21 protein-coding genes, 1 tRNA gene and 1 pseudogene are annotated in these 24,031 nt (G+C 60.5%); 5 read left to right on the plus strand and 18 right to left on the minus strand.

The features are described 5' to 3' along the window. Positions 1-392: 392 nt before the first annotated feature. The 4 genes from CEY11_RS23675 to CEY11_RS23690 form a co-directional block, all read right to left on the minus strand. A complete protein-coding gene (locus tag CEY11_RS23675) occupies positions 393-974 on the minus strand; it encodes a hypothetical protein (protein WP_143323040.1) in 582 nt (193 codons plus the stop codon). 103 nt (positions 975-1,077) lie between these two features. Next, positions 1,078-1,971, minus strand: a complete 894-nt coding sequence (locus tag CEY11_RS23680; RefSeq protein WP_088605905.1) for an isocitrate lyase/PEP mutase family protein — start codon at positions 1,969-1,971, stop codon at positions 1,078-1,080. A 118-nt stretch (positions 1,972-2,089) separates the two neighbouring features. Then, a complete protein-coding gene (locus CEY11_RS23685) occupies positions 2,090-3,052 on the minus strand; it encodes a LysR family transcriptional regulator (protein WP_088605906.1) in 963 nt (320 codons plus the stop codon). Positions 3,053-3,365: 313 nt separating this feature from the next. Beyond that, the gene (locus CEY11_RS23690; RefSeq protein ID WP_088605907.1) at positions 3,366-4,340 is read right to left on the minus strand and encodes a Bug family tripartite tricarboxylate transporter substrate binding protein; all 975 of its coding nucleotides are present in this window, start codon (positions 4,338-4,340) and stop codon (positions 3,366-3,368) included. Positions 4,341-5,378: 1,038 nt separating this feature from the next. Here CEY11_RS23690 and CEY11_RS23695 point away from each other — a divergent pair. Next, positions 5,379-5,454 (plus strand) — tRNA-Thr (locus CEY11_RS23695). 176 nt (positions 5,455-5,630) lie between these two features. Here CEY11_RS23695 and CEY11_RS23700 read toward each other — a convergent pair. Beyond that, positions 5,631-7,676 carry a glycoside hydrolase family protein gene (locus tag CEY11_RS23700; RefSeq protein ID WP_088605908.1) on the minus strand — a complete coding sequence of 682 codons (2,046 nt, stop codon included), beginning with the start codon at positions 7,674-7,676 and terminating at the stop codon, positions 5,631-5,633. 487 nt (positions 7,677-8,163) lie between these two features. On the opposite strand from CEY11_RS23700, the gene CEY11_RS23705 reads away from it, so the two are divergent. After that, complete coding sequence (locus tag CEY11_RS23705) at positions 8,164-8,910, plus strand: carbonic anhydrase (protein ID WP_088605909.1); 747 nt, start codon at positions 8,164-8,166, stop codon at positions 8,908-8,910. 104 nt (positions 8,911-9,014) lie between these two features. Here the strand turns inward: CEY11_RS23705 and CEY11_RS23710 are convergent, their stop codons facing one another. Genes CEY11_RS23710 through CEY11_RS23725 form a run of 4 tightly spaced genes read right to left on the minus strand, consistent with a single transcriptional unit; the run spans position 9,015 to position 11,871 of the window. Further along, on the minus strand, positions 9,015-9,764 hold the full coding sequence (locus tag CEY11_RS23710) for a carboxymuconolactone decarboxylase family protein (RefSeq protein ID WP_088605910.1): 750 nt from the start codon (positions 9,762-9,764) through the stop codon (positions 9,015-9,017). A 3-nt stretch (positions 9,765-9,767) separates the two neighbouring features. After that, positions 9,768-10,505, minus strand: a complete 738-nt coding sequence (locus CEY11_RS23715; protein ID WP_088605911.1) for an N-acyl homoserine lactonase family protein — start codon at positions 10,503-10,505, stop codon at positions 9,768-9,770. Next, the gene (locus CEY11_RS23720) at positions 10,505-10,867 is read right to left on the minus strand and encodes a 5-carboxymethyl-2-hydroxymuconate Delta-isomerase (protein ID WP_088605912.1); all 363 of its coding nucleotides are present in this window, start codon (positions 10,865-10,867) and stop codon (positions 10,505-10,507) included. The genes CEY11_RS23715 and CEY11_RS23720 overlap by 1 nt, the downstream gene beginning before the upstream one ends. 2 nt (positions 10,868-10,869) lie before the next feature. Further along, positions 10,870-11,871, minus strand: a complete 1,002-nt coding sequence (locus CEY11_RS23725) for a Bug family tripartite tricarboxylate transporter substrate binding protein (protein WP_088605913.1) — start codon at positions 11,869-11,871, stop codon at positions 10,870-10,872. Positions 11,872-11,975: 104 nt separating this feature from the next. Between CEY11_RS23725 and CEY11_RS23730 the strand changes: the two genes are divergently transcribed. Together CEY11_RS23730 and CEY11_RS25875 are read left to right on the plus strand one after the other, a co-directional pair. Beyond that, entirely contained in the window at positions 11,976-12,863 is an 888-nt protein-coding gene (locus CEY11_RS23730) for a LysR family transcriptional regulator (protein ID WP_088605914.1), read from the plus strand. 94 nt (positions 12,864-12,957) lie between these two features. Further along, a pseudogene (locus tag CEY11_RS25875) lies at positions 12,958-13,143 on the plus strand (tripartite tricarboxylate transporter substrate-binding protein); the annotation flags it as partial. 4 nt (positions 13,144-13,147) lie between these two features. On the opposite strand, the gene CEY11_RS25880 reads toward CEY11_RS25875, so the two are convergent. The 6 genes from CEY11_RS25880 to CEY11_RS23765 form a co-directional block, all read right to left on the minus strand. Next, the gene (locus tag CEY11_RS25880) at positions 13,148-13,807 is read right to left on the minus strand and encodes a FadR/GntR family transcriptional regulator (protein ID WP_158215427.1); all 660 of its coding nucleotides are present in this window, start codon (positions 13,805-13,807) and stop codon (positions 13,148-13,150) included. An 81-nt stretch (positions 13,808-13,888) separates the two neighbouring features. Further along, positions 13,889-14,758: a fumarylacetoacetate hydrolase family protein gene (locus CEY11_RS23745; protein ID WP_088605917.1), complete on the minus strand. Its 870-nt coding sequence runs from the start codon at positions 14,756-14,758 to the stop codon at positions 13,889-13,891. An 86-nt stretch (positions 14,759-14,844) separates the two neighbouring features. Continuing rightward, positions 14,845-15,549, minus strand: coding sequence for a molybdate ABC transporter substrate-binding protein (locus CEY11_RS23750; protein ID WP_088605918.1), 705 nt, complete (start codon positions 15,547-15,549; stop codon positions 14,845-14,847). A gap of 79 nt (positions 15,550-15,628) precedes the next feature. Continuing rightward, positions 15,629-17,869 (minus strand): xanthine dehydrogenase family protein molybdopterin-binding subunit, encoded by a 2,241-nt coding sequence (locus CEY11_RS23755; protein ID WP_158215428.1) that lies wholly within the window; start codon positions 17,867-17,869, stop codon positions 15,629-15,631. Next, positions 17,862-18,365: a (2Fe-2S)-binding protein gene (locus CEY11_RS23760; RefSeq protein WP_088605970.1), complete on the minus strand. Its 504-nt coding sequence runs from the start codon at positions 18,363-18,365 to the stop codon at positions 17,862-17,864. The genes CEY11_RS23755 and CEY11_RS23760 overlap by 8 nt, the downstream gene beginning before the upstream one ends. An 80-nt stretch (positions 18,366-18,445) precedes the next feature. Further along, entirely contained in the window at positions 18,446-19,435 is a 990-nt protein-coding gene (locus CEY11_RS23765; protein WP_088605920.1) for a tripartite tricarboxylate transporter substrate binding protein, read from the minus strand. Positions 19,436-19,739: 304 nt separating this feature from the next. Here CEY11_RS23765 and CEY11_RS23770 point away from each other — a divergent pair, with 304 nt between their 5' ends. Next, entirely contained in the window at positions 19,740-20,456 is a 717-nt protein-coding gene (locus CEY11_RS23770; protein WP_088605921.1) for an IclR family transcriptional regulator, read from the plus strand. Between the two features lie 27 nt (positions 20,457-20,483). On the opposite strand, the gene CEY11_RS23775 is transcribed toward CEY11_RS23770, so the two are convergent. The 3 genes from CEY11_RS23775 to CEY11_RS23785 are packed head-to-tail and all read right to left on the minus strand — an operon-like array spanning position 20,484 to position 23,780. Next, a complete protein-coding gene (locus CEY11_RS23775) occupies positions 20,484-21,335 on the minus strand; it encodes an N-acyl homoserine lactonase family protein (protein ID WP_088605922.1) in 852 nt (283 codons plus the stop codon). Positions 21,336-21,371: 36 nt separating this feature from the next. Next, on the minus strand, positions 21,372-22,370 hold the full coding sequence (locus CEY11_RS23780) for a Bug family tripartite tricarboxylate transporter substrate binding protein (RefSeq protein WP_088605923.1): 999 nt from the start codon (positions 22,368-22,370) through the stop codon (positions 21,372-21,374). A 42-nt stretch (positions 22,371-22,412) separates the two neighbouring features. Further along, positions 22,413-23,780 carry an MmgE/PrpD family protein gene (locus CEY11_RS23785; protein ID WP_088605924.1) on the minus strand — a complete coding sequence of 456 codons (1,368 nt, stop codon included), beginning with the start codon at positions 23,778-23,780 and terminating at the stop codon, positions 22,413-22,415. Between the last annotated feature and the right edge of the window lie 251 nt (positions 23,781-24,031).

The raw sequence follows: 24,031 nt of genomic DNA on the forward strand, positions 1-24,031 counted from the left end.
AGGACAAGCGCAAGGCGGGGAATATCAAGATCAGAAACTAAGTTTTGGGACGCCGGGGTGGGTCAGTTTTACTCCGACGATTCCGACGAAAGTGGGTCAGTTTTCAACCGACGTTGACATCAATCAAACCTGGCAAGCGCGTCAGCCGAGCTACAGGCGGTTATACAACCACCGTCAGCATCCCTGTCAAGTAGACAGAGGCCGGTCGAGATTCGCAGCAAGGGCCAGCCGAAGCACAGGCAGCACCGGCAACACACCGGATATGCTTTACCTCATGTCAAGAGAGACGAAAGACCGGCAAGCTCGAAACAGCTCGATCAAACCGATCCCGAACACCAATTCAATTGAAACAAGCATTCTTTGGCCTCGTCCCTCCTTAAAGCGCATGGCGTTTACTTGCCGACTAAAATATGCTTTTTCCACCGATCCTTATAGATTCCTATTACATCGATCTGATCCACATAATAAAGAATTTTCCCCTCTAAGCTGTCCGGAAACTTCGTGGCCATGGGCGAATGAGTCAGAATGATGTGCGTTATTTCCTCTGGCAAGCCTTTAATCACTCCAAGGTGAGCACACCAAAAACCATGCCCATAATTTTTCCCAATCGCAGTTCGACGCACCTTGCCGTCCGGGCCAGGTGGAGCATACTCGACAATCTTACTGGCGTCCTGTAATACCGCCGCAGCAATAAGATAATCTCGATTAACATGGACGCCATGGAATTTTTCGAATGCATCGGCCACTGCGATAGCCATAGCGACAACGCTCTGAGAGTGCGGCAAATTCGGGTACGGGATTTCCGCGGACACGGGCGGGTCACCAATATCATTCCATTCAGACTGATCCCAAAGTTGTTGCCAGATATCAAGTACCATCTGACGCAATTTCACGTCCTGGATATCCAACACCTGAGGAAACATACGAGCAACATCCAACGAGGGTCTTTTAGATTTAATCACCGACTGCGCCATTTTTGATGCCCCAAAAATATTTAAGAGTAGCCTAACTGAATCCTGAAATTCGGTATCTCACCGCTTCGCGCTGCAGGCTCCTGCCGCCAATTCTGTTTTTTCACTACGCATTAAATTTCCTCTCCAACCCGTCCAGGAGCCCCAGCCCCATAAGCTCGTTAAGCTCCTCGAAAGACACCAGAAGATCGGGGCGATCTACTACAGTGTTCTTGCCAACCACCTCATCCATAAATACTTTCATGGCATTTTGCATACCCTTGAGAGCAGCGGTGGTCAACATGCGCGGATAAGAGACCTGGGCGACTCCCATTTCCTCAAGTTGTTTGGGCGTAAGCAGTGGAGTCGTTTTACGAGAACGAATACCCAGGCCCATATTTACCGACAGCGTATAAGCTGGCACATGCTTAGCGACATGCTCAATATCTTTGGCTGACAACAGAGCATCGGCAAATAGGCAATCGGCACCAGCTTCGGCGTACATGTTTAATCGGCGAATGGCTTCCTCGATACCCAACGGCCCTGCGGCGTCGGTGCGAGCTTTGATGACAAAATCAGGGTCTCGCTTGGCCGACACGGCTGCCTTTATCTTACGCACCATGTCGTCCGCGCCAATCACGCTTTTACCGGCCATATGGCCGCAGCGTTTGGGCCAGACCTGATCCTCGATCATTACCGCGGCAAGGCCCGCGTCTTCGAAGCCGCGCACGGTGAAGTAGACATTCAGTTCGTTACCATACCCAGTGTCGGCATCCGCCTGCAGAAGCAAGCTACTATAGGAGGCCATTTGGCGTGACGCATCTACGTTTTCGGCATAGCCTATGATTCCCCGATCAGGCCATCCCATCTTTGCTTCTGACACTCCCGAGCCGGTAATAGCGCCAGCCACAAAACCCAGCTGCTCGACTAATCGAGCGCTAAAACCATCGAACACCCCCGGTGCGATCAAAATCTTGGGTGCATGCAATAAATCTTTAAGGCGCTTACCTTTACTTTCCATGCCAGTTCTCCGAATAGGCCCAGTTGTATTGGGCCTGGGTATTCTGGCAAAGGTAATTCTCCAAGTCTAATCGCTTTTATGGCGATCCGATTCGTCTTTGGATTTAGCGTAAGCCCGCTCACGGTTGGCCATGATCGTCTTGAAAATCGCTCAAACTCAGAAGGTGATCGACAAATCGAGCGAGCGTCTCGTTGTGCAAATGATCACTTCGCCTTAGCAAGGCGCCAAGCGGCGGAGACGCACTTTCCCACGGGCCGGGAATGGCGACCAACAAGCCCGCTTCAATCCATTGCCTGACAATGTTATAAGACGTAAACCTAAGCAACGGCCGATCTTCCAACATCGCCCACATGATGAGCGGCGATCGACTAGACACTCGGCATAGTTGTATATTGTCGCCTATCCGCTCCCATAATGCCTGAAAGGCAACGCGTGTTATGCCCGTACTAGGCGTCATAAGCCATGTATGACGCGCTAGATCATCGATAGTCACGTCGGGGACGTTAGCGAGCGGGTGCGTAATGCTACAAACCACAACATACCGATCCGAAGCGAGTGGAATAAATTCACAACCCTGGGGGATTTGCTGTGGCGCATGGCAAATTACTATATCTAGAAGGCCTCTTGCAAAACTATCCACCACACTGCTAGATACCTGATGTTCAATATCGATAACCACGCCTGGGTTTTGGGAACTAAACGATGGCACAGCCCGATACAGCAACCCCGAGAGCGCCGCCCCAACAGCGCCCACTCGTAAAATTGCATTCACTCCTGCGGAGATTCCACTCGCGATTTCTGCAACTTCGTGCAAAGCTTCCAACGCATTTCGCACCATCGGCAATAATGCCGAGCCCAGGGGCGTCAGGCGCATACCTTTAGCGTGACGCTCAAAGATTTGCCCCCCTATGACCGACTCAAGCTCGGCCAATGCTTTGGTAGCTGCGGACTGGCTCATGTTGGCAGCCAATGCAGCCTTGTGGAGATGGCCTAATTCAGCAACCAGGCAGATGAGTTGCAGGTGGCGCATACGCGCCTTCCCCGTTAAGCGCGAAAACAGCAATGTTGCGGACACGGTCATAACAGAGGCATTTTCTTGGCTTATAAAGCACCGATTCTACCGTACAAGAACAAGAGCATGCCGAAATGATGATTATCGCAACAGCCCTTGGCTCATACGCAAGCGCCTAAAACGTCTCATGTCAAAGCAAAGCCGGACTTGGAGCAGCGAAACAGTCGCTGCGGCCAAATGCGCCTGTTGTCATATCGGAAAACTTAGGCCAATATTTTCTTCAACACCCCATTCCTAAAATCCGTATTGAACGCAACAAAAAAAGGAAGCAAGCGAGATGGAATAATGCAACAGATAAAATCAACCCGAACCCATATTTCCATCATTTATTGACAATGCCTGTCTTATCAAAAAATTCTTTCCATCTCATTAATTCAGACTGAATATATTTATCAAACTGGTGGTTAGCTAGATATTTAGGCTCGACTCCGAGGTTACGCAAGCGTTTTACAACAGCAGCGTCGTCCAAGCTAGCTTTCACTGCATGAGACAGCTTGGCCACCACGTCATCACTGGTATCGACCGGGGCGAGAAGGCCATACCACGCAGTGCTCTCTACACCAGTTACCCCTTGCTCTTGCAGGGTTGGAACGTCAGGCAGCAGAGAACTGCGCTTACTATCGACTATCGCCAATGCGCGCAATTTTCCCGATCGGATGAATGGCACCGATACTCCCACGGTGTTGATCATCGCACTTACTTGTCCGCTGATAACGTCAATAAGAGCCGGCCCATTCCCCTTATAAGGCACGAACAATACCTTTAGCTTCTGATTGTGCACCAATGCTTGTGCAGCCACATACTGATCCGTTCCAAACATTGATGCCATCGAATAATGGCCAGGCTCTTTTGCGATAAGAGAAATGAAATCCGGCAAATTTTTGGCAGGAACTTTTGGATTCGCAACCAGCACCGATTGCGGGCTGCCGATTCTTGCAATTCCTCTGAAATATTTGGCAGTGTCAAAAGACGGGTCTTTAAACAAGCTTGGATTGATCACGTGCCCCGTATACGCAAACAGAAGCGTGTATCCATCAGGTGCCGCGTGGGCCACCGCTAATTCACCTATGTTACCCGAAGCGCCTGGCCGATTTTCTACAATGATCGGAGTATCCAACTTCTTGGAAAGCGATTCTGCCATGACTCGTGCTACCGCATCGCCACCGCCTCCTGGGGCTGATCCCACGATCAATCGAATCGGCCGTTCAGGATATTTGGCATGAGCCGCCACGAAATACGAAGAGCACAGCATGACACAGGACGCCAGCATATATTTAGTCAAATTCTCGATCTTCATCAATTTTCCAATTTATCAATGCCATGCACCGACCAGTGCCAATAAGTTCAGCCGTTCGCCGTACAATTCGAAGGCCGATGCCTTACAGATAAGAAATGTTCGATCAAATTCTTTATTCTTTTTTATGCCAAAGCTTACAATCCCTTCTATATCACAGCTTCGAAAGCGCAATAACATCTCAATGAAGCCATCAAAACCCTTAGGCAAGAAATGCTGCAGCTATATGCTTTCGCTTTCAGCCCACGACTCGTTTCTTTCAGCAGGCCCATCGACCAATGCTCAACAAAATGTTTCCGAAAACATTTAAACAAAGGCAGCACATGAAGTCTAATCGCTTTTACGGCGACCCGATTCGGTTTTGGAATTAGCTCATTGCGTGCCTATCGGATCCATTTTAATAATCACATTGATCGTGATACTCCTGGCGAATCCGGCGATGTCTTTATCGCGCATGCGGCAATCCTTTCCAGGAGCTCGCCTGCTCTTGCTATTTTTGAAAAGCCTTAAGCCAGCTCGACAAGCCCCAATTGCACAATTCGAATACTCGGCTATTTAATTCCCGAACACCTTACTGTGCCTTAAATTTAACTAGGCCCATGAAATAAAAATTTATACGAGCAGTCGAAATTTTTATCAAACCGTTTGAAGCCGCATGTTTACTTTATAAAAAGTGCTGCTAAACACGGAGCCTTGCGGCACTGAAGTGCGGCGCTTACGTGACAACTCGCCCTTTATCATGGTCGGGCATCTAAACCAACCGTCGACACTTACTTAATTGGAGCTGGCCCAGAAGAGACGCTGTTCAGCTTGTATTGACCTTCCTGCCAATACAAGCACAGATAAGGAACGAACACAATCTTGCGCCGCGGGGTACCGCCCTTGCATCGCCAAACCCGCATGCAGTCCCTGCAGGCCATGCCGATAATTTTTCCCGCCGTCAATTCCACGCACCACCGATCAGCCGGTGTTCGCGCCCTCTACCATGCGCGGCCGGCAGCTTCCGCTATCACCCCAAAAACCCTGTAGAATTAGGCCTTCGCCGGTTTAGCTCAGTTGGTAGAGCAGCGCACTTGTAATGCGAAGGTCAAGGGTTCGACTCCTTTAATCGGCACCAATCGAATCAAGCACTTACGCCAGCCTTGCGGGGCTGGCGTTTTTGTTTTGGGATCGGTGTAACCCTATATGTACCTCGGGAGATCCCATTTCGATGTTGGAGCGTCGAGTGGGTGCCCCCTCGGCCAGGCTTGGGCCTGACAGAGGAAGGATTTGCCGACGGCCTGGCGGCCGGCTTTACTTGTATGCCTCGACCACGGGGTCGTAGGTGCTGGTTTTCTCCAGTTTGTCGATGGTCAGCACACCCCAGTTTTCCGGCGGCTGGACTTCATGCACGTAGAAGTTGTAGTCGCTCTTCACGGTCTGGATCTGCCGGACAATGGCGCCATGGCTGAACATACCGAATGCGCCTTCCGAATCGGCGGGGTTGTCCTGCTTCCAGACCTTGTTGTCGAACTGGAAGTGAGCCGCTCCGAGTACCTGATCGGGGTGGGCTTTTTGATAGTCCAGCACGCTTTGCAATTGCTCCTGGATGTACTGAGGCGTGTAGTAGCTCTCTACGCGGCTCAGGCCGATTTCAGTGAACAAGATGGGCGTGTGGAATTTTTCGTAGGTAAGTTGAATCCAGCCCTGGCCCGTGCCTTCGGCGTTGACGGTCAGATAGTCTTTGCCGTTGTACGTATTGGGACACAGCATCAGCCTGTCCTTGTACGGCGCGGTGCGCGGATCGGTCAACAAGCGGTTGAACTGGTTCCAGCCCGGCAGGTTCGTACCGTTCGGCCCGAAAGGCGCGCCTCGGGGAACGAAAGTTACCGGTATGCCGACGGGGACGGTTTTGCTGAACCCCCGCTTGTCGGCTTCCTGGATGAAACGCGCCACGAGCCCGATGGTATTGTCGTAGTAAACACCGCCGTCGTCTTTATCCAGTTCGTTGGAGATAATCACGCCCGCGATGGCTGGGTGCCAGTCGGTTCCGGTGCTATTGCCATAGTTGCCATATTTGAAATAAGCGGGCAGCTCATTGTTCCAGGTATTCATATCCTGCTTGGGCAGCCAGTTGCTGATGGGCACCACCACCTTGATACCCAGGCTGTTGGCGTAGTTCAGGAACTGGCTGTGATCGTTCCGCGGATCCCAGTCATATAGCCGGATCAGGTTGATGCCCAGGTTCTTGAGCGTCTGAAGATCGTTGCGGCAGTCGGGCGCGCAGCTTTGCGCGAGGTAAGACTGCGTTCCCCAGAGCGACCCCGCCTGCTTGCGAGCGATGTCGCTGCCGAAATAGATATAGGTGTCGTTTGCGGTGGATGGGTCGTAGCCCCTGCCGAAAGCCTGGTAGGCGGTTCCTTTGCCGGGAATGGGAAAACGGCTGAAGGTGCCGGAGTCTATGCTCAGAACCGCCTGGTTCACGGCTTCCAGAGCCCCCGAAGTTTGCCCCAGGAGCGTGGCGGTATAGCTGACTTGCTTGGACGATTCATCGTAGACCGGGTCGTTCAGGGTCAGGAAATACAATTTCAACTTGCCGGAAGCCGTGGTTCCGTACAGGGCTGCGTTGGGAGCATGCTCCTTGAACACATAAGACCAGTTTGGAAAAAAAGAGGACATCGGCCTGCTGTCGGAGTACCGCCCCGGCGCATTGTCCACCCAGATCATGTCGGGGCCGGCGTCGCTCATGACAACCTTGTATTGACCGGACGTGGCGGTAGGCTGCAAGGCGACCTGGCTGGCGTATTGGACGTAGGAGGAGACTTCCTGGTCGTCCACGGCGTTATTGAGCACATTGATCGTGACGCGGGTGAAATTCAGGGTGGCGGCATTCAACTGCCCCACTGTGTCGTTCAGGATTTCCGCATTGAACGTCAGCGCGCCGGCCTCCTCGTCATAGACGGGCTCGGACAGCGCCACATATACCCCCTCCAGCTCGCTGCCGCTCGACGCCTGGAAGGTAACCGTGGCGTTGGGATTGACGTCGCCATAGGCGCCACGCCAGGCCGAGGCGTTTACGTAGTCTCGAAGCGGCGTGGATCCGACTTCCCGGCTGGGCCTGTCGGTGTACCACAGCGCGACGGATTCAGGATTCTTGAGGGTCAGCTTCCAGAACGGGCTGTCCGCGTTCCCCGGCTCGGTCGGCGCCAAGGTTCCGCTTTCCGAAGCGATCACATGTATTTGCGATGAATATTGGCTGCCGCTGCCGCTACTACTGTCGCCATCGTCACCCTCGCAGGCGGCCAATAGCGAGCACGAAGCCAGCACAACCAGCCAGATGAAAAAACGTGTGAATCTCACGATCGCGCTCCGGTTTTGTTTTGGATGATTCTTGAAAAACCGTCAAGCGCCGCCTGATGTGCGGAACGGTCGTTCAGGCATGCGTTATTCGGCATGCCTGGCGCATTGGCACACCGCGCCCCCCTGGGTTTTCTTGTGTCATATTGTAATAAATTCCGATAAACACCGACAGCTAGGGTTTTCAGCAGAGCTTAAGAAATACCGTGTCGTTATCGCCGAGGTTCGCGCATGGGTCACGAATTTTCGCCGAGGCTCAACAACCACACGACAGATATGGCTAAAGCGCCGTTTCGGCTTTATGATTCCGCCATTCGACTTTCGTGCGATACGGGCGAGCCAAGAAGCCCGGCCGCGGCGGGGCCGCATGCCTCATACGCACGCGGCGTGTCGTGCCGATCGCACCCCGGTCATCTACAGGCATTTTTGTCCCACGGCGTCGGTGCATGTTTGAAATGGGCGCCGTGCCTTTTCCGTTCAGGAGCGTTGCATGTGCGATTCCAAAGCCTGTATGACCGGAGCAGCAGCGCCTGCCCGGCGATTATTCCTGCGCGCGGCCGGCGCTTCGGCAGTCGCCGTCGGCGCGGGCTTGCTGTCCGCAAGCGTCGCGGACGCGGCGCAGGCCGCGGCGCCCCCCAAGCCGCAAAACGCGATCTCGCCCGACGCGGCGCTCAAACGCCTGAGAGCAGGCAATGCCCGCTATGTGTCGGGCGCAACCAAGCTCCACGATTTCGCGCATGAACGGGAAGCGCTCAGCGGCGGGCAGAATCCTTACGCCGCGATTTTGGGCTGCGCCGATTCGCGCATCGCTCCCGAATATGCTTTCGACAGCGCTCGCGGCGATCTCTTCGTGACCCGCGTGGCGGGCAATTTCGTCAATGACGACGTGCTGGGCAGCCTCGAGTACGCGGTCGCAGTGCTGAAAACGCCCGCGATCCTGGTTCTGGGGCACGAAAAATGCGGGGCGGTGGACGCGGCCGTCAAGGCCGCAACGGCGGGCGCGACCTACCCCGGCATGATCCAGTCGCTCGTGACGTCCCTGCTGCCATCGGTCGAAAAAGCCAAGGCCGCGAAGGGCAAGCTGGTGGAAGCCGCAACCGTACAGAATGTGCTCGACAGCATGGCCAATCTGCGCTCGCGCTCGGCCATCATTGAAGAAGCCGTAAAGGCCGGCAAGCTGAAAATCGCCGGAGGCGTTTACCGCTTGTCTACCGGCAAGGTCGATTTTCTGGGCTGACGGCCCCGCCGGCGGCGCGGTCTGCGGGTTGTGGTCTTCGTCGGGCCCGGGCCGCGCCACCGCCAGGCCGCCCGACCCGCAGCGCGCCCGCCCCAAGCCCAAAGCTACGCCGCGACCGCCATCGCCTTGCTTCCCGCGACAAACGCCTTGCTGCCCTCGATCCAGCCAGGCACGCCGCCCGACAGGATCGCTGTCGTCATGGCGTCGACAACCTCTTCCGCCGACGCGCCGTTCTCCATGGCGTTGACCACGTGTATGCGCGCGCCTTCCGTATAGCGCTCCGAGGTATTGAGAGCGACCAGCAGCAGCTCCTTGTGCTTATGCAACAAGACGCCCGCACGCAAGTTCTCGCTGCGCAGTATGTAATAACCCTGCAGCAGCTCCGGCTTGTGTTCTGCAAGCAGGCTTACAAAGGGAGGCAGCCCGTGCAACACGCTTTCAAAGTAAGCCAGCATGTCCTCGACCTCGACGGGCTCGTGTGCCGCATCGGCGTCATCCGGCCTGGGCAGTGCCTGGGCATTGACGCCAGTCAGGCGCAGGCCCTCGCTGAACATGTGCACGCCGCGCGAAGGCAGGAAAACCTCCAGCGTTTCGATCAACTCGGCATCGCTGGCGCCCGCACTTCTTGCTAGCTGCGCGTGCAGCTTGACCAAGTCCGACCTGCCTTGCGAAAGATAGATCACGAGCAATATGAAGTGCTTGACCTTCTCTGGCAAGACAGAGCGGTTGAAAATTCCCTCTGCCACACAAGCCAGTCCCACAGCTTTCTTGGGACTGTAGCGGCATAGCACGTCGACCCACTCGACATCCCCGTAGACACTGCTCAACAGCGCTTTAGCCTTCTTGATATCCATTTCTTAACCTATCTCGCTTTCAGTAATGTATTTGGCGTCGTGATTGGCAACGATGAAGTCGGCTGCGTTCCACACCTTGACCATACTGTTGTAGGCATCCATGGAATTCTGATGAATGCCTGGAATGGTCAGATCGTGCGTCGGCGAGCCGCAGGGGCAAGACCCGAAGTTTTCCTGGATGCAGCAAAAGCCGGTAATGATTCCCACGCCCCGGGAGGTACGCACCCAGACAGACTGCCCACCCGGCGTATGCCCGGGCGTGAAAAGCACGCCTACGTTCTCGGTGATCTGCTGATCGCCCTCGATCTGCTCGAAGTTCAGTCCATCGATGAAGGCATGGTCGTAATATCGATCTATGGGCTGCGGCCTCGAGCCGAATTCCCACTCCACCCGCTGAACAATCTTTCTCGACATCGCCAGGTCGTGTATGTATGCGATGTGATCCATATGAAGATGGGTCAGGATCACAATGCCGATGTCCGCCACGGTCAAGCCGTGCGCAGCCAGCCCCTCATCCAGAGTCTGCACGTGCTGAACCGTCTCGGGCGGGCGGCCCCATGACTCCACGGCCTGCGCGGCGGTAGCCCCGGCATCCACCAGGATGTTGTTGCCGCCATCTTGCACCAGCCAAGCGTAGTATCCGAACTCCACATTCTGGCCAAAGCCTTTGAGGTACGTAAATTTGGTTTTCTCGGCCCGGCCCAGAATCTTGGCCAGCGGTATTGCATGTATGGTTGCCATCAGCCCTCCCCCGCATAAATCAACGCGCGGCTCCGCACATCTATTTCCTGAATCTCACACGTAATGCAGGTGGGCGTCGCCACGCCATGGTCGAGCATCACGCGGTGCACGGCATGCGCCAAGCGCTGCGCCACCTGCGCCCGGGCTTCATCGTTTCGTCCGGGCCGTATGCGCAAGCAAAGATTGGCGAAAGCGGACATGCCTTGCTGTCGAACACAATATCTGTCCTGGATCACAGCCCGGCTCATGATCACGGCTTGGTCGAAGTGCCCGCTCTGCTGGCACGCATCCGTGACAGCTGCCAGCATCGGATCAACGACATGGGCAAGATTCCCGGACACCTCCAAAGTCAGATGAGGCATGATCAGTCCACATGCACGCCGGAAGCTTTGACGACCCTGGCCCACTTCGCCACTTCGCTTTCATAGAATTTCTGGGCTTCTTGCGAAGTCGCCGCGACGACTTCGGCCCCCATGTCGGCAAACCGCTGCTTGAGCGCGGGAGTCGAAAGCGACTTGTTGATCGCCCGCTCCAGCTTGAGGACGACATCGTCGGGTGTGCCGGAGGGCGCAAAAATAATGAACCAGCTGGTCGAGTCCATGCCCTTGACGCCCTGCTCGTCCAGCGATGGGATCTCGGGCGCGATCACGGATTTCTTGATGGAACTCAGACCTAGGGCCTTTAGTCTCCCTGCTTTGATATATGGCAAGGTCGTCATGATGCTGTCGAAGACCACCGGTACTTGGTTGCCAAGCACGTCGTTCATGGCCGGCGTGGCGCCGCGGTATGGTATATGCGTCATGCTGATGCCGGCCAAGTCGCAAAACTGCTGCATGAAGAGATGCGATCCCGATCCATTGCCCGCACTTGCGTAATCGATGTGCTTGCCCGCCTTCACTTGCGAGATCAACTCCTGCACACTGCTGATACCCGATTGCGCGTTGGCTAACAACACATAGGGCGACGTCGAAACCATCGACACGGCCCGCAATTGCTTGACCGGATCAAACGTCAGCGATTTGTAAAGAGAAGGGTTGATAGACAGGGCGATGCTGCCAAACAGCAAGGTATAGCCGTTAGCGGCCGACTTGACGACACGATCCGTAGCAATGTTGCCGCCGGCACCGGGAATGTTCTCGACGACAATAGGCTCTCCGAGCTCTTTGCCCAGCACATTTCCCAAGGCACGCGCCGCAACGTCCACACCGCCTCCCGGCGGGAAGCCGACGACCAGCCTGATCGGCTTATCCGGAAAGCCGGCCGAGGCACTCGCAGAGACCGGCATAGCGGATAATGCCGCCGTACCAATGGCGAGAGCGAGTTTGGCCAATGGAACGGCCGACCGGAAAAGCGCCTTATGCAGCATGTTGACCTCCTTAACAGTTCTTATGAAAGAATTGTAGAAGTCGCCCCGCTCGGGCCGCTTTTAGTTTGTTTATAACGACATTAGATTTTTAAAAGAGACAAGCCATGAGACTTCCCGCGATATCGACCAGGGAACTCCGCAACTTCGTGTGGCTGGCCAGCAGCAAATCGCTGAAAGAAGCGGCCGAAAAGTGCTCGCTGTCCCAACCCGCACTGAGCATTCAGCTGAAACAGCTCGAGTCCAAGATCGGAGCGCTGCTGGTGATGCGCTCGAACGCTCAAAAACATATCGAACTGACCGCGGCCGGTGCCGAATTCCTGGTGGCCGCACGCCATGCCGTCCAGATCTTGCAAGACGTCGTCGATCGAATCAATCCTAACGCGCGGCACGACAAGCCCCAGCTACGCGTCGCCAGCTTGCCGTCGCTGCTGCAGGACGTCATATCACCCGTCCTGGCCGACGTGTCCAAGACGCACCCGTACGCACAATTCTCGGTGCTCGACGGCGATTCCTCGGCATGCTCCACCCTGCTCAGCAGCCAGAAATGCGACGTCGCCCTTTGCTCCCGCCCCGTCAATGGCCCGGACATCAAGTCTCAGTGCCTGTTCTCGGAGCGATTCTGGGCGATTGTGCGCAAAGACGATAAGCGCGTCGACAGGGACTACCTGACGCTGGATGATTTCGCCGGGACAACCATCGTCAACCTGACCGACAACCATATGGTCAATGCAAGCTTGATGATGCGTTCGCTGCCGTGTATCCAGGTGAACACCATCACCGCTCTCGAAAGCATGCTGGCGCAAGGCGTGGGCGCCGCCATCGTGGCGCATTCGACGGCGCTGACCATACAGCACCCGACGCTGGCGAAGATACCGCTGGCCGACCGCGAAGTGTCCCGGCAGATTTTCCTGTCGTGGAGGGAATCGTCCGCCGATGCCTTGATCCAGGCCTTCGTCGAACGCTTGCGCAGGCAAACTGCGCGCAACATCTGACGCCCTGCATCGGAAATTCGCAGCAATGAGAGGGCCGCACAGGCCCGCTGGTTCCTGGCAGCAACAGGCTATGCTTATGGTTCCGTGCAACAAGCCGCACGTTATCAATTCGGTCACGGCGGCGCTGACCCACATCAAGGCCGGGCGCGCGATCGCGCTGGCAGTCACGACCAGCAAGCGCATCGATCAGCTGCCCGAGGCGCCGACGGTGGCCGAGTCGGGCTACCCCGGCTTCGAGGCCATCGGCTGGGCCGCCCTGTTTGCGCCGCGGAACACGCCGCCGCTCAGCCGTCGAACAAATTGCTTTGTATCTGCTCCAGGTGGCGCAGCATCTGCGCGCGGGCCTCGTTCAGGTCGCGGTTCAGCAGGGCCTCGTAGATGGCGCGATGCTGGTCTTTGTACTGGCGCATCCGTTCGGGCGTGAGCGACTGGCGCTTGAGGCGCCCCCACTCGGCTTCTTCGCGCACGCGGTTGGTCAGTTCCAGTATGTGCAGGAACAGGGAATTGTGCGTGGCCTGGGCGAAGGATCTGTGCAGCTCGCCGTCCCAGCGCTCGAATTCCTGCACCGACTCGGCCTGCTCGGAACGCAGCAGGCATTCTTCCATGCCGCGGAAATCATGCGCATTGGCGTTCTTGACGATCAGGGCCGGCATCAAGGGCTCGATCAGCAATCGGGCCTCCATGAGTTCGGCCGGGCTGGTGTAGAGCTTGCCGTCGTCGGCGTGATCCTGCACCGTGCCCGTGACGAAGGTGCCGCTGCCCTTGATCTGGGTGATCAGCCCGCGCTCGCGCAGGCGCCCCAGCACCCGGCGCACCGTGCCCCGCGAAATGCCGAATTGCTCGCACCACGAGCGTTCCGGGGGCAGCCGATCGCCGGGCGCCAGGCGGCCGCTGCCCAGCGCATCGGATAAATATTGTTCGAAGGCTTTGACCCCTGAAGACATAAACACTCTCTGGCTGGAATTGTTCCGGGGCTCGGCGCCGCGCATGCGCGGCGGCCGCTCCCGGCCGTATTCAGGCCAATTCTAGACAAATTTGTTTTCTATGGCACCGATGCCCTGTATTTCCACCCGCACGCGGTCGCCGCTCTTGAGATAAGTGGGCGGCGTCATGCCCATGCCGACACCGGCCGGCGTGCCCGTGGCGATGATGTCGCCGGGGTAGAGCGTAATGCCGCGCGAGCAGGTCTCGATCAGGGAGGGGATGTCGAAGATGAAGTCGCGCGTGCTGGCATTCTGGCGCATCTGGCCATTGACGGTGCACGATACCTGCACGGCGGCGGAGTCGATCTCGTCGGCGGTCACCAGCCACGGCCCCATCGGGCAGAAGCCGTCGAAGGACTTGCCCAGATCCCATTGCTGGTGGCGCATCTGCACGTCGCGCGCCGTGACGTCGTTGACGATGGTATAGCCGAATATCTGCTGCAGGGCCTGGTCGCGGCCGACGTTCTTGCACTGCGTGCCGATGACTACGGCCAGCTCGGCCTCGTAGTCGATCTGCTCGGAAATGCCCACCGGCAGCGACACGTCGTCGTAAGGGCCGGTGACGCACTCGGGCACCTTCGAGAACACGATGGGCCAGGACGCCACGTTCTTGTCGTTTTCCTTGAACACCGAGGCGGACAGTTCCTTGGCATGCGCATGATAGTTGCGGCCCACGCAGAATATATTGCGCCGCGGCCGCGGAATGGGAGCCTCGAGCCTGACGTCGGCAAGGCGCAGGGTTTCACCCAGGCGTTCCTGCACATAGCCCGCAAGGCCTGCGCGGCCTATCAGCGCGGCCGCGCCCTGTTGTGCCTGGCCTTCGTCCAGGCGCAAGGCACGCAGGCTTTGCAGATCATCCGAGACCAGGCCCACGCCGCGCTGTCCCTGATAGGTATATGTTGCGAATTTCATTGTGTGCTTCCTTTTGCTTTGCAGTTTCTGCTTGTTGGAATTTCGGGATTTCGGGCCGCCAAGCGCCCGGCCGCCAGAACCACGCCTCAAGAGGCCAGGCCGTTGCGGCGCTTGAATTCATCGAGCCCGGGCTCGCACAGGGCCTCGGCCAGGGCCTTGGCCAGCTCGGGCTGCCGGCGCCCCATCGGGATGCCGTAGGTATATACGGTGTCCAGCGCGCAGGCCTGCGGCAGCGGCGCAACCAGCGACACGCCCTGTGTGTACAGGATCTCGGTGACCTGCGTGCAGCCCACCGAGCCGCTCAACCCCTGCGTGGCCATGGTTTTCATGGCGGTGGCGCCATTGGGGAATTCATGGATCTTGGCGCCTATGGCGTCCAGTATGCCCAGTTGCTGGAATACCCGCTTCATGTGCGCGCCGGCAGTGGACTGCGTCATGTCGGGCACATATATGCCGCTGGCCTGCTCAAGCGTGGCGGCCAACCCCTCGGCCTGCGCAATATCGGGCGCCTGCGCGCCATCGAGCACGGCCAGGCCGGTACTGACCACGCCCACGTCGCGCAGGCTGCCCTCGACCAGGCTGCCCTCGCTGTCCAGGCCGTCCATCAATTTACGCGACAGAATCAGCGCATCGCACGGCTCGCCGGCCAGCATGCGCTGCTTCATCATGCCCACGGCGCCGAACTCGCCGCGCAGGCGGCAATCGTATCGCCGCTCAAAGCGCGCCTGTATGTGGTCGACCAGGCCGCGGGCGGCACCGCCGCTGAACAATCGAATATCCATGTCCGTCATTGCATCACCTCTTCATCTCTCGGTTTTCCTGTTGCCTTGAATATTGTCTCGGAATTTGCACGGCCGCCGGGCTTCATCACTACAAACCAGGCTCGTCCTGGATCGCCCGTGCGATTGCATCGGGAGTCAGGGGCAGGCTGCGCACCCGCACGCCCAGCGCCGCCCGCAGCGCATTGCCGATGGCCGCGGCGGCCGGGCCCAGCGACGGCTCGCCCGCGCCCACGGGCGGATGGCCATTGCCCGGCAGGATTTCCACGCTGACCTCGGGCACTTGCGAGAAGCGCAGGATCGGGTAGCTTTCCCAATCGCCGTCGACCAGCCCGTAGGCATCGAAATGCGCTTCTTCGTACAGGGCCCAGGATGTGGCCTGTATGGCGCCGCCTTCGATCTGCTGCACCACGCCCTCGGGGTTGATGACTTCTCCGACATCGACGGCGATGTACAAGTGCCGCACGCGCAATTCGTGCGTGACTTCGACCCGCGCCACCACGGCGCAGTAGGCGCCCTGTGTCTTGTAGCGCGCGAAGCCCAGGCCCAGCCCGGTATCGGGCGCGGCCTGCCCGCGCTCATGCCAGCGCGCCATCTCGCAGGCCTTGCGCAGCACTGCCGCCGCACGCGGGTCGCTGAGATTGTCGAGCCGGAACTGCAAGGGATCGAGTCCATGGGCCAGCGCGATGTCATCGACCATGGCCTCGATCGCATAGACATTGCCGAAGGCGCCCAGGGCGCGCTGCGCCGAGGCGCGCAAGGGCAGGCCGTCGACGCGGTGGCACACCAGTGCGCTGCAGGGGAAATCGTACAGCGGCACGATATTGCGGTCGGCCCCGCCGCCCGCGGCGGCCGGCGCATTGACCGCCGGCCGTGCCGGGGACGGCCGTGCCGTATACCAGCTGCCCAGCAGCGTCGGCGTATCGGCCCGGCCCGGCCGCAGGCTGTGCCCCGGCCCCCATACGGTGTGGCGCCAGTCCAGCACCCTGGCGTTCTCGTCGACCTCGGCCTCGATGCGCATGGCCATGGCGGGCCCCATCGGCGACCAATTCAGCTCGTCGGCCCGCGACCACTGCAGCTTCAGCGGGCGGCCCGGCACGTGGCGCGACAGCCAGGCCGCATCGTATGCGGCATCGTCGGCGCCATTGTGCCCGTAGCAGCCGGAACCCGGCACATGCGTCACTTCGAGCCGCCCCGTATCGACACCCAGCGCCAGGCACAGGTCGGCTTTCAGGTTGTGGATGCCCTGGGTATGGCTCCAGACCTGCATGCTGCCGTCGTCGCGGGTCAATGCCCAGGCGCACGAAGGCCCGATCGAGGCGTGCTTGATGTAGGGCTTGAAGAAGTCGCCCGCGTACAGGCGGGTGCCAGGCCCGGGTGCCGGCCGCGGGCCGCTTGCGGCCGCGCCGCGCGCACTCGCGGCCGGGGCATGGCCGGCGCCCTGCTCTACCGCGGCCGCCCCCGGCCGCCGCGACCAGCGCACCGTGCGGCACGGCTGTTCGCGCAGCCACGAGTCGAGGCGCGCCTGCGGCGGCAGCGCCGGCTGCCGGCTCCAGTCGGCCGCGGCGGCAATCCGGCCCAAGACGCGCTCGGCCAGGTATTCCTGCTCGGCCACCACGCCCAGCAAGGATCCGTCGCGCACCACCGCCAGCACCCCCGGCTGCGCACGCCACGCGGCCAGGTCGAGCGGGCCCAGCACCGCGCCCGGCGCGGGCGGGCGCAGCACCCGGCCATGCACCATGCCGTCGAGCACCATGTCGTGTATGTAGGGATATGCGCCTTCGACTTTTTGCTGGAGGCCGATGGGCTTGCTGCTTACGCCCACATAAGCGCGGCGCGTGGACATCCATTCCGGCCCCACCAGCTCGACGGGCACGTGCAGGTCGATACGACGGGCCAACTGGCCGTAGCCGCCGCAATCGCGGCCGGCGCAGATGAAGCGCCCGTCGCGCAGCGAGACCGAGGCGGGATCGCGGCCGCATTCGCGGGCCACGGCGCGCAGGCACAGCACGCGGGCATAAGCGCAGGCGGCCCGCAGCGCCAGGCCCGAATGCTGCACGGACAGGCTGCCCGAAGTCATGGACTCGTTCGGGCCGCGCCCGGTCGTGGCAGCATGCATGCGGATGGCGGCCAGATCCACCTGCAATTCGTCGGCGGCGATCTGCGCCAGGGCGGTGACGATGCCCTGCCCGAGCTCGACCTTGCCGGTGTAGACATCCACCCGGCCGTCGGCGGCAAAGCCCAGCCAGGCGTCCAGGTAGGGATTGGCTCGGAGGCTGACCGGCAGCTCTCCGGCCTTGGGCTCGTGGGCGACGGCGAACGCGCTACACATGGCTATGCTCCGCCCAGCGCGAGGCAGCGCCACGCACGGCTCGCAATATGCGCAAGTGCGACCCGCAACGGCACAGATTGCGATCCAGCGCGGCCTTGAGCTCGGCATCGGTAGGCGTCGGGTTGGCCTGCAGCAGGCCCACGCAGGCCATCACCATGCCGGAAGTGCAATAGCCGCATTGCGCGGCGTTGTAGCGTATGAATTCCTGCTGCACGCAGCGCGCCAGCGCCAGGGCGCCGGCAGCCTCTATGGTGGTGACGCGCTTGCCCGCCACCGACCAGGCCGGCGTATCGCAGGCCAGCGTCGGCCTGTCGTCGACCAGCACGGTGCAGGCCCCGCACAAGCCCAGGCCGCAGCCGAAATGGCTGCCGCGCAGGCCCAGCTCTTCGCGCAGCAAGTCGAGCAGGCTGCGCTGCGCATCCACTGCGAGCCGGCGCGGCTCGCCATTGACTTCGAACTCCAGCTCCAGGAGCGTGTTCCCGGTGTCGTGCGACATGCCTGCCATCCCTGAATGAAGAAAGGCGCGGCGGCTCCGGGGGCCGCTACGAACGAGCCGCCCGGACGCAAACCGCCCGCTTATTGCACCGAAATATGGGCGTCCTTCACGACCTTGCCCAGATTGCGGATGTCGTCTTCAATGTATTTCTTGAACTGAACCGTGTTCATGACCATGGGCTCGACCCCGTCCTTGGCCCAGGCCGCCTTGATGTCGGGGCTGGAGGTAATTTCGCTGATCGCCTTGTTGAGCTTTTCCACGACCGCCGCCGGCGTCTTCTTGGGCGCCAGCACGCCCAGCCAGATGTTGGCGTGATAGCCCGGCAGCCCCGCCTCGGCCATGGTGGGCACGTCGGGCAGGATGGAAGAACGCTTGTCGCCGGTGGTGGCGATGGCGTGCACCTTGCCGCCCTTGATCAGCCCGATCATGGTGGCCGTGGCGTCGAACATGTAGTTCACTTCGCCCGCGACCACCCCGGTGCGCGCCTGGCCGCTGCTCTTGTAGGGTACGTGCACGACGTTGATGCCGGCCATGGATTTGAACAGCTCGCCGGCAATGTGATAGGGCGTGCCGGTGCCCGAACTGGCGTAGTTCAGCTTGCCCGGCTCGGACTTGGCCAGCGCGATGAGTTCTTTCAGTGTGCGGGCCTTGAGCTTGTCATTGGCCACCAGCACCAGGCTCGACTGGTTGATGGGCGCCACGGGCGCGAAATCGCGCAGCAGCTCGTAGGGCTTTTTCTTCAGCAGGGTTTCGTTGACGGTCTGGGTATTGGAATTCACCAGCAAGGTGTAGCCGTCGGGAGGCGAGTTGGCCACATAGGCGGTACCGATTACCGCGCCCGCGCCCGGCTTGTCTTCGACGATGAAAGTCTGGCCGAGCTTCTGCTGCAGCCTCTGGGCAAGCTGGCGCGCATAGACATCCGCGGAACCGCCCGCACCAAATGGTACAACTATGGTCACCGGGTGGTTTGGGTATGTGCCAGCGGCCTGAGCCGATAGCGGCGCGGCAGCGACCAGCAGCGCGGCAATACCCGCACATAGAGGAAAGGCCTTGGTTTTCCTTGTAGACATGGATTGTCTCCGTTGATAATTTTTTGGTGAAAACGATGCTACTGACAGGGCCGGACATGCCGCCCTGCACCGCCTGGCTCATTGCGCAGGCGGCTTTCGGCAATGCAAGCTTAGCACAAAAATGTACCTTTCAATACATTTAATGTACCAATATAGACATTAATCTGTGTTCTGTACATTGACGCTGGGCAGCCGCGACATTCGCTAGTCGCGAGCAGGCCGGCGCTCGCGTTGCGCGCCCCTGGCTTAACCGGTATCCTCCCTCGCATGACTGAGCGGCCAGGACACTAGTGACATCATTCCCATGACACCATCCCCCCATCAGGACACTTCCACAGACGGCGTAGCTGCCGTCGACCGTGCGCTGGCTATCGTCGACGCCGTTGCCAACCGATCCGAGCCCATCACCCTGGCCGACTTGTCCCGCGCCACCGGTTTCTACAAAAGCACTTTGCTGCGGCTCATCGTATCGCTCGAGAAGGCCGCGCTGGTGGTGCGCCGCACCGACGGCCGCTACACCCTGGGGCCCTACGCGCACCGGCTGGGGTGCGCCTATGAAGCCACCTACCAGATCACCGAGACGATACTGCCACTGTTGCAGGAGCTGGTCGACAATGGCAGCGAAAGCGCCTCTTTCCACGTCTATCACGACGTCGGGCTGCGCCAATGCCTGTTGCGCGTGGATTCACACCACTCCACGCTGGATCGCATCCGCGTGGGCGACCTGCTGCCCCTGAGCCGGGGCGCCGCCGGCCGGCTGATCAGCAACTATGTCGTCAAGCGGCAGCTCGAGGGCGAGGACGGCCTGCTGGTGATCTCGATGGGGGAACGCGACCCGAACTGCGCGGCGGTGGCCGCGCCGGTCTTTGGGCCCGACGGCGGGCTGCACGGCGCCATTTCACTGTCCGGCCCCAAAGAACGGTTCACGCCGCAGGCGATCAAGAAGATGTCCCACCTTGTGCAGGACGCGGCGCAGTCGGCCACCCGGTCGCTGGGCGGCCACTGGCCCGCGGCAAAATAACGCGGCCGCGCGCCATCGGCGGCGCGGCTATTGCCCGTCGGCCAGCGGCGCTTCGTGCAGGATCGCGATGCCGGTGCTGGCCGCAGACGGCTCCGCCGAAGGGCTGCCGCCCGCACACGCAGGGCCCCGGTATGCCGGATAACGCTGCAGCACCAGCGGATCATGCCCCGGCACGATGTGTTCCGGCGAGTCGGCGGCCGCGTACAGCCTGGCATAGCCCGACAGCATGTCCGCCACGTTGTAGACGATGGGAAATGGCCGCCCGCCGCCCATATTGTCGTAATAATGGCTGGCATCCGAGGCCAGCACCACCCAGCCGCGCCGCGTATGCACGCGCACGGCCTGCAGGCCTTTGGTGTGGCCGCCGATCTTCATCAGGTGCATGCCGGGCAGCAGCTCCTGGTCGCCGTCATGGAACACGACGCGATCCGCGTAGACATGCCGCACCAGCGCCACCACGTCCTCTACCGCGTAGGCGTGGCGCAGGGTCTCGTGGCACATGCAGCGCCCGGTGGCGTAGTCGAGCTCGGCATCCTGGACGTGGAAGCGGGCGCGCGGCAGCAGATCGAGATTGCCCGCGTGATCGTAATGCAGATGCGTCAGTATCACATCGTCCACATCGCCGGGCGCCACGCCCAGCGCAGCCAGGGACTGCACCGGGCAGCACAGCATCTCGCGCCGGCGGCGTGCGGCCATTGCGGCGTTGAAGCCGGTATCCACCAGCACGACGCGCTCGGCCGAGCGCGCCAGCCAGACGAAGAAATCCATGGGCATGTCGCCGTCGTGCGGGTCTCCGCCCAGGAAGTTGTCGCGCCGCTGGCGCGGCATCCGCGCATAGCGTATGGCGTACAGTTCGAACTCAGGCAAGGCCGCAGACATGGTGGTTCTCCGGTTTGGCGAGCAGGCCGATCGCCGTCAATTAGTGGGTTCGATGCCTGCATCCTTCACGACCTGGCCCCACTTGCCATATTCCGCGTCCAGGAACTTCCGAAAGTCCGCGGTCGTGGGGCTGATGGACACCTCTACGCCCGCCTTGGCCAGTATCTTGCCGACCTGGGGCTGCTTCATCACTTCCAGCAGCGCGCCATGCAGCTTGTCGACGACGGGCTGCGGGGTTTTCGCGGGCGCCAGCAGCGCAATCCAGTTGGCCGCGACAAAGCCCGGATACCCCTGCTCGACGGATGTCGGAAGCTTGGGCATGAAGGCGGATCGGGTCTCGCCGGCCAGGGCAATGCCGCGCAGCTTGTCCGCGACCACGTGCGGATAGACCGCCGGCAGATCGACCACCACCCCGTCGACATGCCCGGCCAGTGTATCGGACACGGCCGGCGCCGCCCCCTTGTAGGGGACATGCACGAAACGGGCCTCGGGCGCCGCCTTCTTCAGCAGCTCTATGGCCAGGTGAGGCAGGCCGCCCGTGCCCGAAGAGGCCAGGGTCACGCTGCGGGTCTTGGCGAGCGCCACCAGCTCTTTCAAGTCGTGCGCGGGCACGCCGGGATGCACGGCCAGCACTTCGGGCGTAATGCCGATCAGGCTAATGTCGGCGAAATCCTTGCGCGCGTCATAAGGGACATGCTTCTGCGTATGCGGCAGGATGACCAGCGGGCTGGCGCTGGAAACAAACAGCGTATAGCCATCGGGCTCAGCACGCGCGACATGGCCGGCGCCTATCATGCCGGCAGCGCCCGGGCGATTCTCGACCACCACCGGGACACCCAGCATCTTGGCCAAGGGCTGGGAAATGGCGCGTGCCGTGATGTCGTTGGAACCGCCGGGCGAAAACGCCACCACCAGCGTGATGGGCCGATCGGGGAAGCCGGCGGCAGAGGCGGCGCTTAAGGGCAGCAGCCCCGCAACGCCGGCGCCCAGGGCGAGGGCCGCGCGCCGGGCGCGCCGTAGAATACTTGCATACATGGGGTCATCTCCTTCCTGTTGGCATGTTCGGGCCGGGTCTGATCAGGCCGCAGTGCCCGGCTTCAAGATATCGGCCGCATCGCCTGCCGCCTCGATGGCCAGGCAGAATTCCAGCAGCCGGGCTGCGGCCGGGTCGCCCAGAACCGGGGCGGCCAGGCCGCGGAATTTTTCCGCCAGTTGCGCGTCGCTCATGGGGTGGTCGAGGCTGCCCAGCGCGGATTGGGTAACTTGCTCCAACACCCTTCCGTCGCGCAGATGCACAGTGACCGCCGCCTGGTTGTCCGCCAGGCCGGCATCGGCGGCCGCCTGCGTGCGCTCCTGCAGCGCGCGCACCGCCGGCTCCGTCACGCAGGCGATCTGCCCCTGGGCGATGCCTGCCGCGCCATGAACCAGCGCCGCGGCGGCCCAGTGGAACAGGCTGACCTGGGCGTCGAACTCGTTGTCCGGCAGCTTGCGCCAGGTCAGGTTCAGCGCATCCGGATGCACTCGCAGATCCATGCGCAACACATCCTCGTGGCGCACACCCTGCTCACGGGCGAGATGCAGGCAGGCGTCGATGGCCGGATGGATCACTATCCCGCAGGGATAGGGCTTGTAGGTGTTGTTCAGAAATTCGTAGCAAGTGCCCAGATCTTGCCGGATCAGCGCCGCGTCGGTGGCGCCGGTCAGCACCTGCAGCAAGCCATTTTGCCCGTCGACGGCGTGAGAGCCGCAGGCGAAATCCGCCGAAGCCATGTAGGCGGCTTCCACCCCGTTGCGCGCGGCCAGCCCGGGCACATAGGTAATCGCCATGCTGCCGTGCGTGGCGCGGAACCCGCAAGCCTGCGCGGCGGCCAGGCCAATCGCATACACCATGCGCTCGGCCGTCAGGCCCAGCAGCCGCCCCACCGCGGCGGCGGCTCCGATCCCGCCCGACAGGCCCGTCATGTACCAACCCAGGCTGGCGCCGCCGGATTTGATGGCGCAACTGACGCGGCACTCCAGCTCCAGCCCCACGACCAGCGCGGCCATGAGGTCGCGGCCGGGCACCGGGCTGCCCGAGCGGGCCAGCTTGGCCGCCACCGCAAGCAGCGCCGCAGCGACCGGCCCGGTGGGGTGCGTGATAGTGGCCAGGTGGGTGTCGTCGTAAGTGTGCGCGGAAGAACTCAGGCATCCCAGCAGCGCAGCATGCGATACGCCGACGCACTCACGCCGCGCGAGCAGCGGCACCTCGCCGCGGGACTCCATGGCAACGATGCCGCGTACGGCGGCATCCATGGTGGCGGTGCGGGCTCCGCCCACGGCGCACGCCACCCAATTCAACCATGCGCGGCCGGCTTCGCGGCGCACCGTGCCGGGCAGGTTCGACCAGTCCAGATCCACGGCAAATTCCGCCATATGAGGTGCAACACTGGCCTGCTGGTATGCCATTCCCTTGCCTCCAAGTCTACTGAGGGTTTGCTTTAAATTGTTCTGTCTGACAGACCGATTGTTCTTTTTATTTGGATTCTACAACGCTGCCGAAGGCGATGCAATGCCATCGCCCATGCCCAGCCACCCCGCACGGCAAAATCAGCGTGCCGGACAGCGCCCAGCACGGGAACAGATGCAGGAACAAATACGAAGCTTGCCATGCATGGCGCGCGCGGCGACACAGCACGGCCTGGCATGACCTGGCCAAG

It is taken from the genome of Candidimonas nitroreducens, from assembly GCF_002209565.1.
GTDB lineage: Bacteria > Pseudomonadota > Gammaproteobacteria > Burkholderiales > Burkholderiaceae_B > Candidimonas > Candidimonas nitroreducens.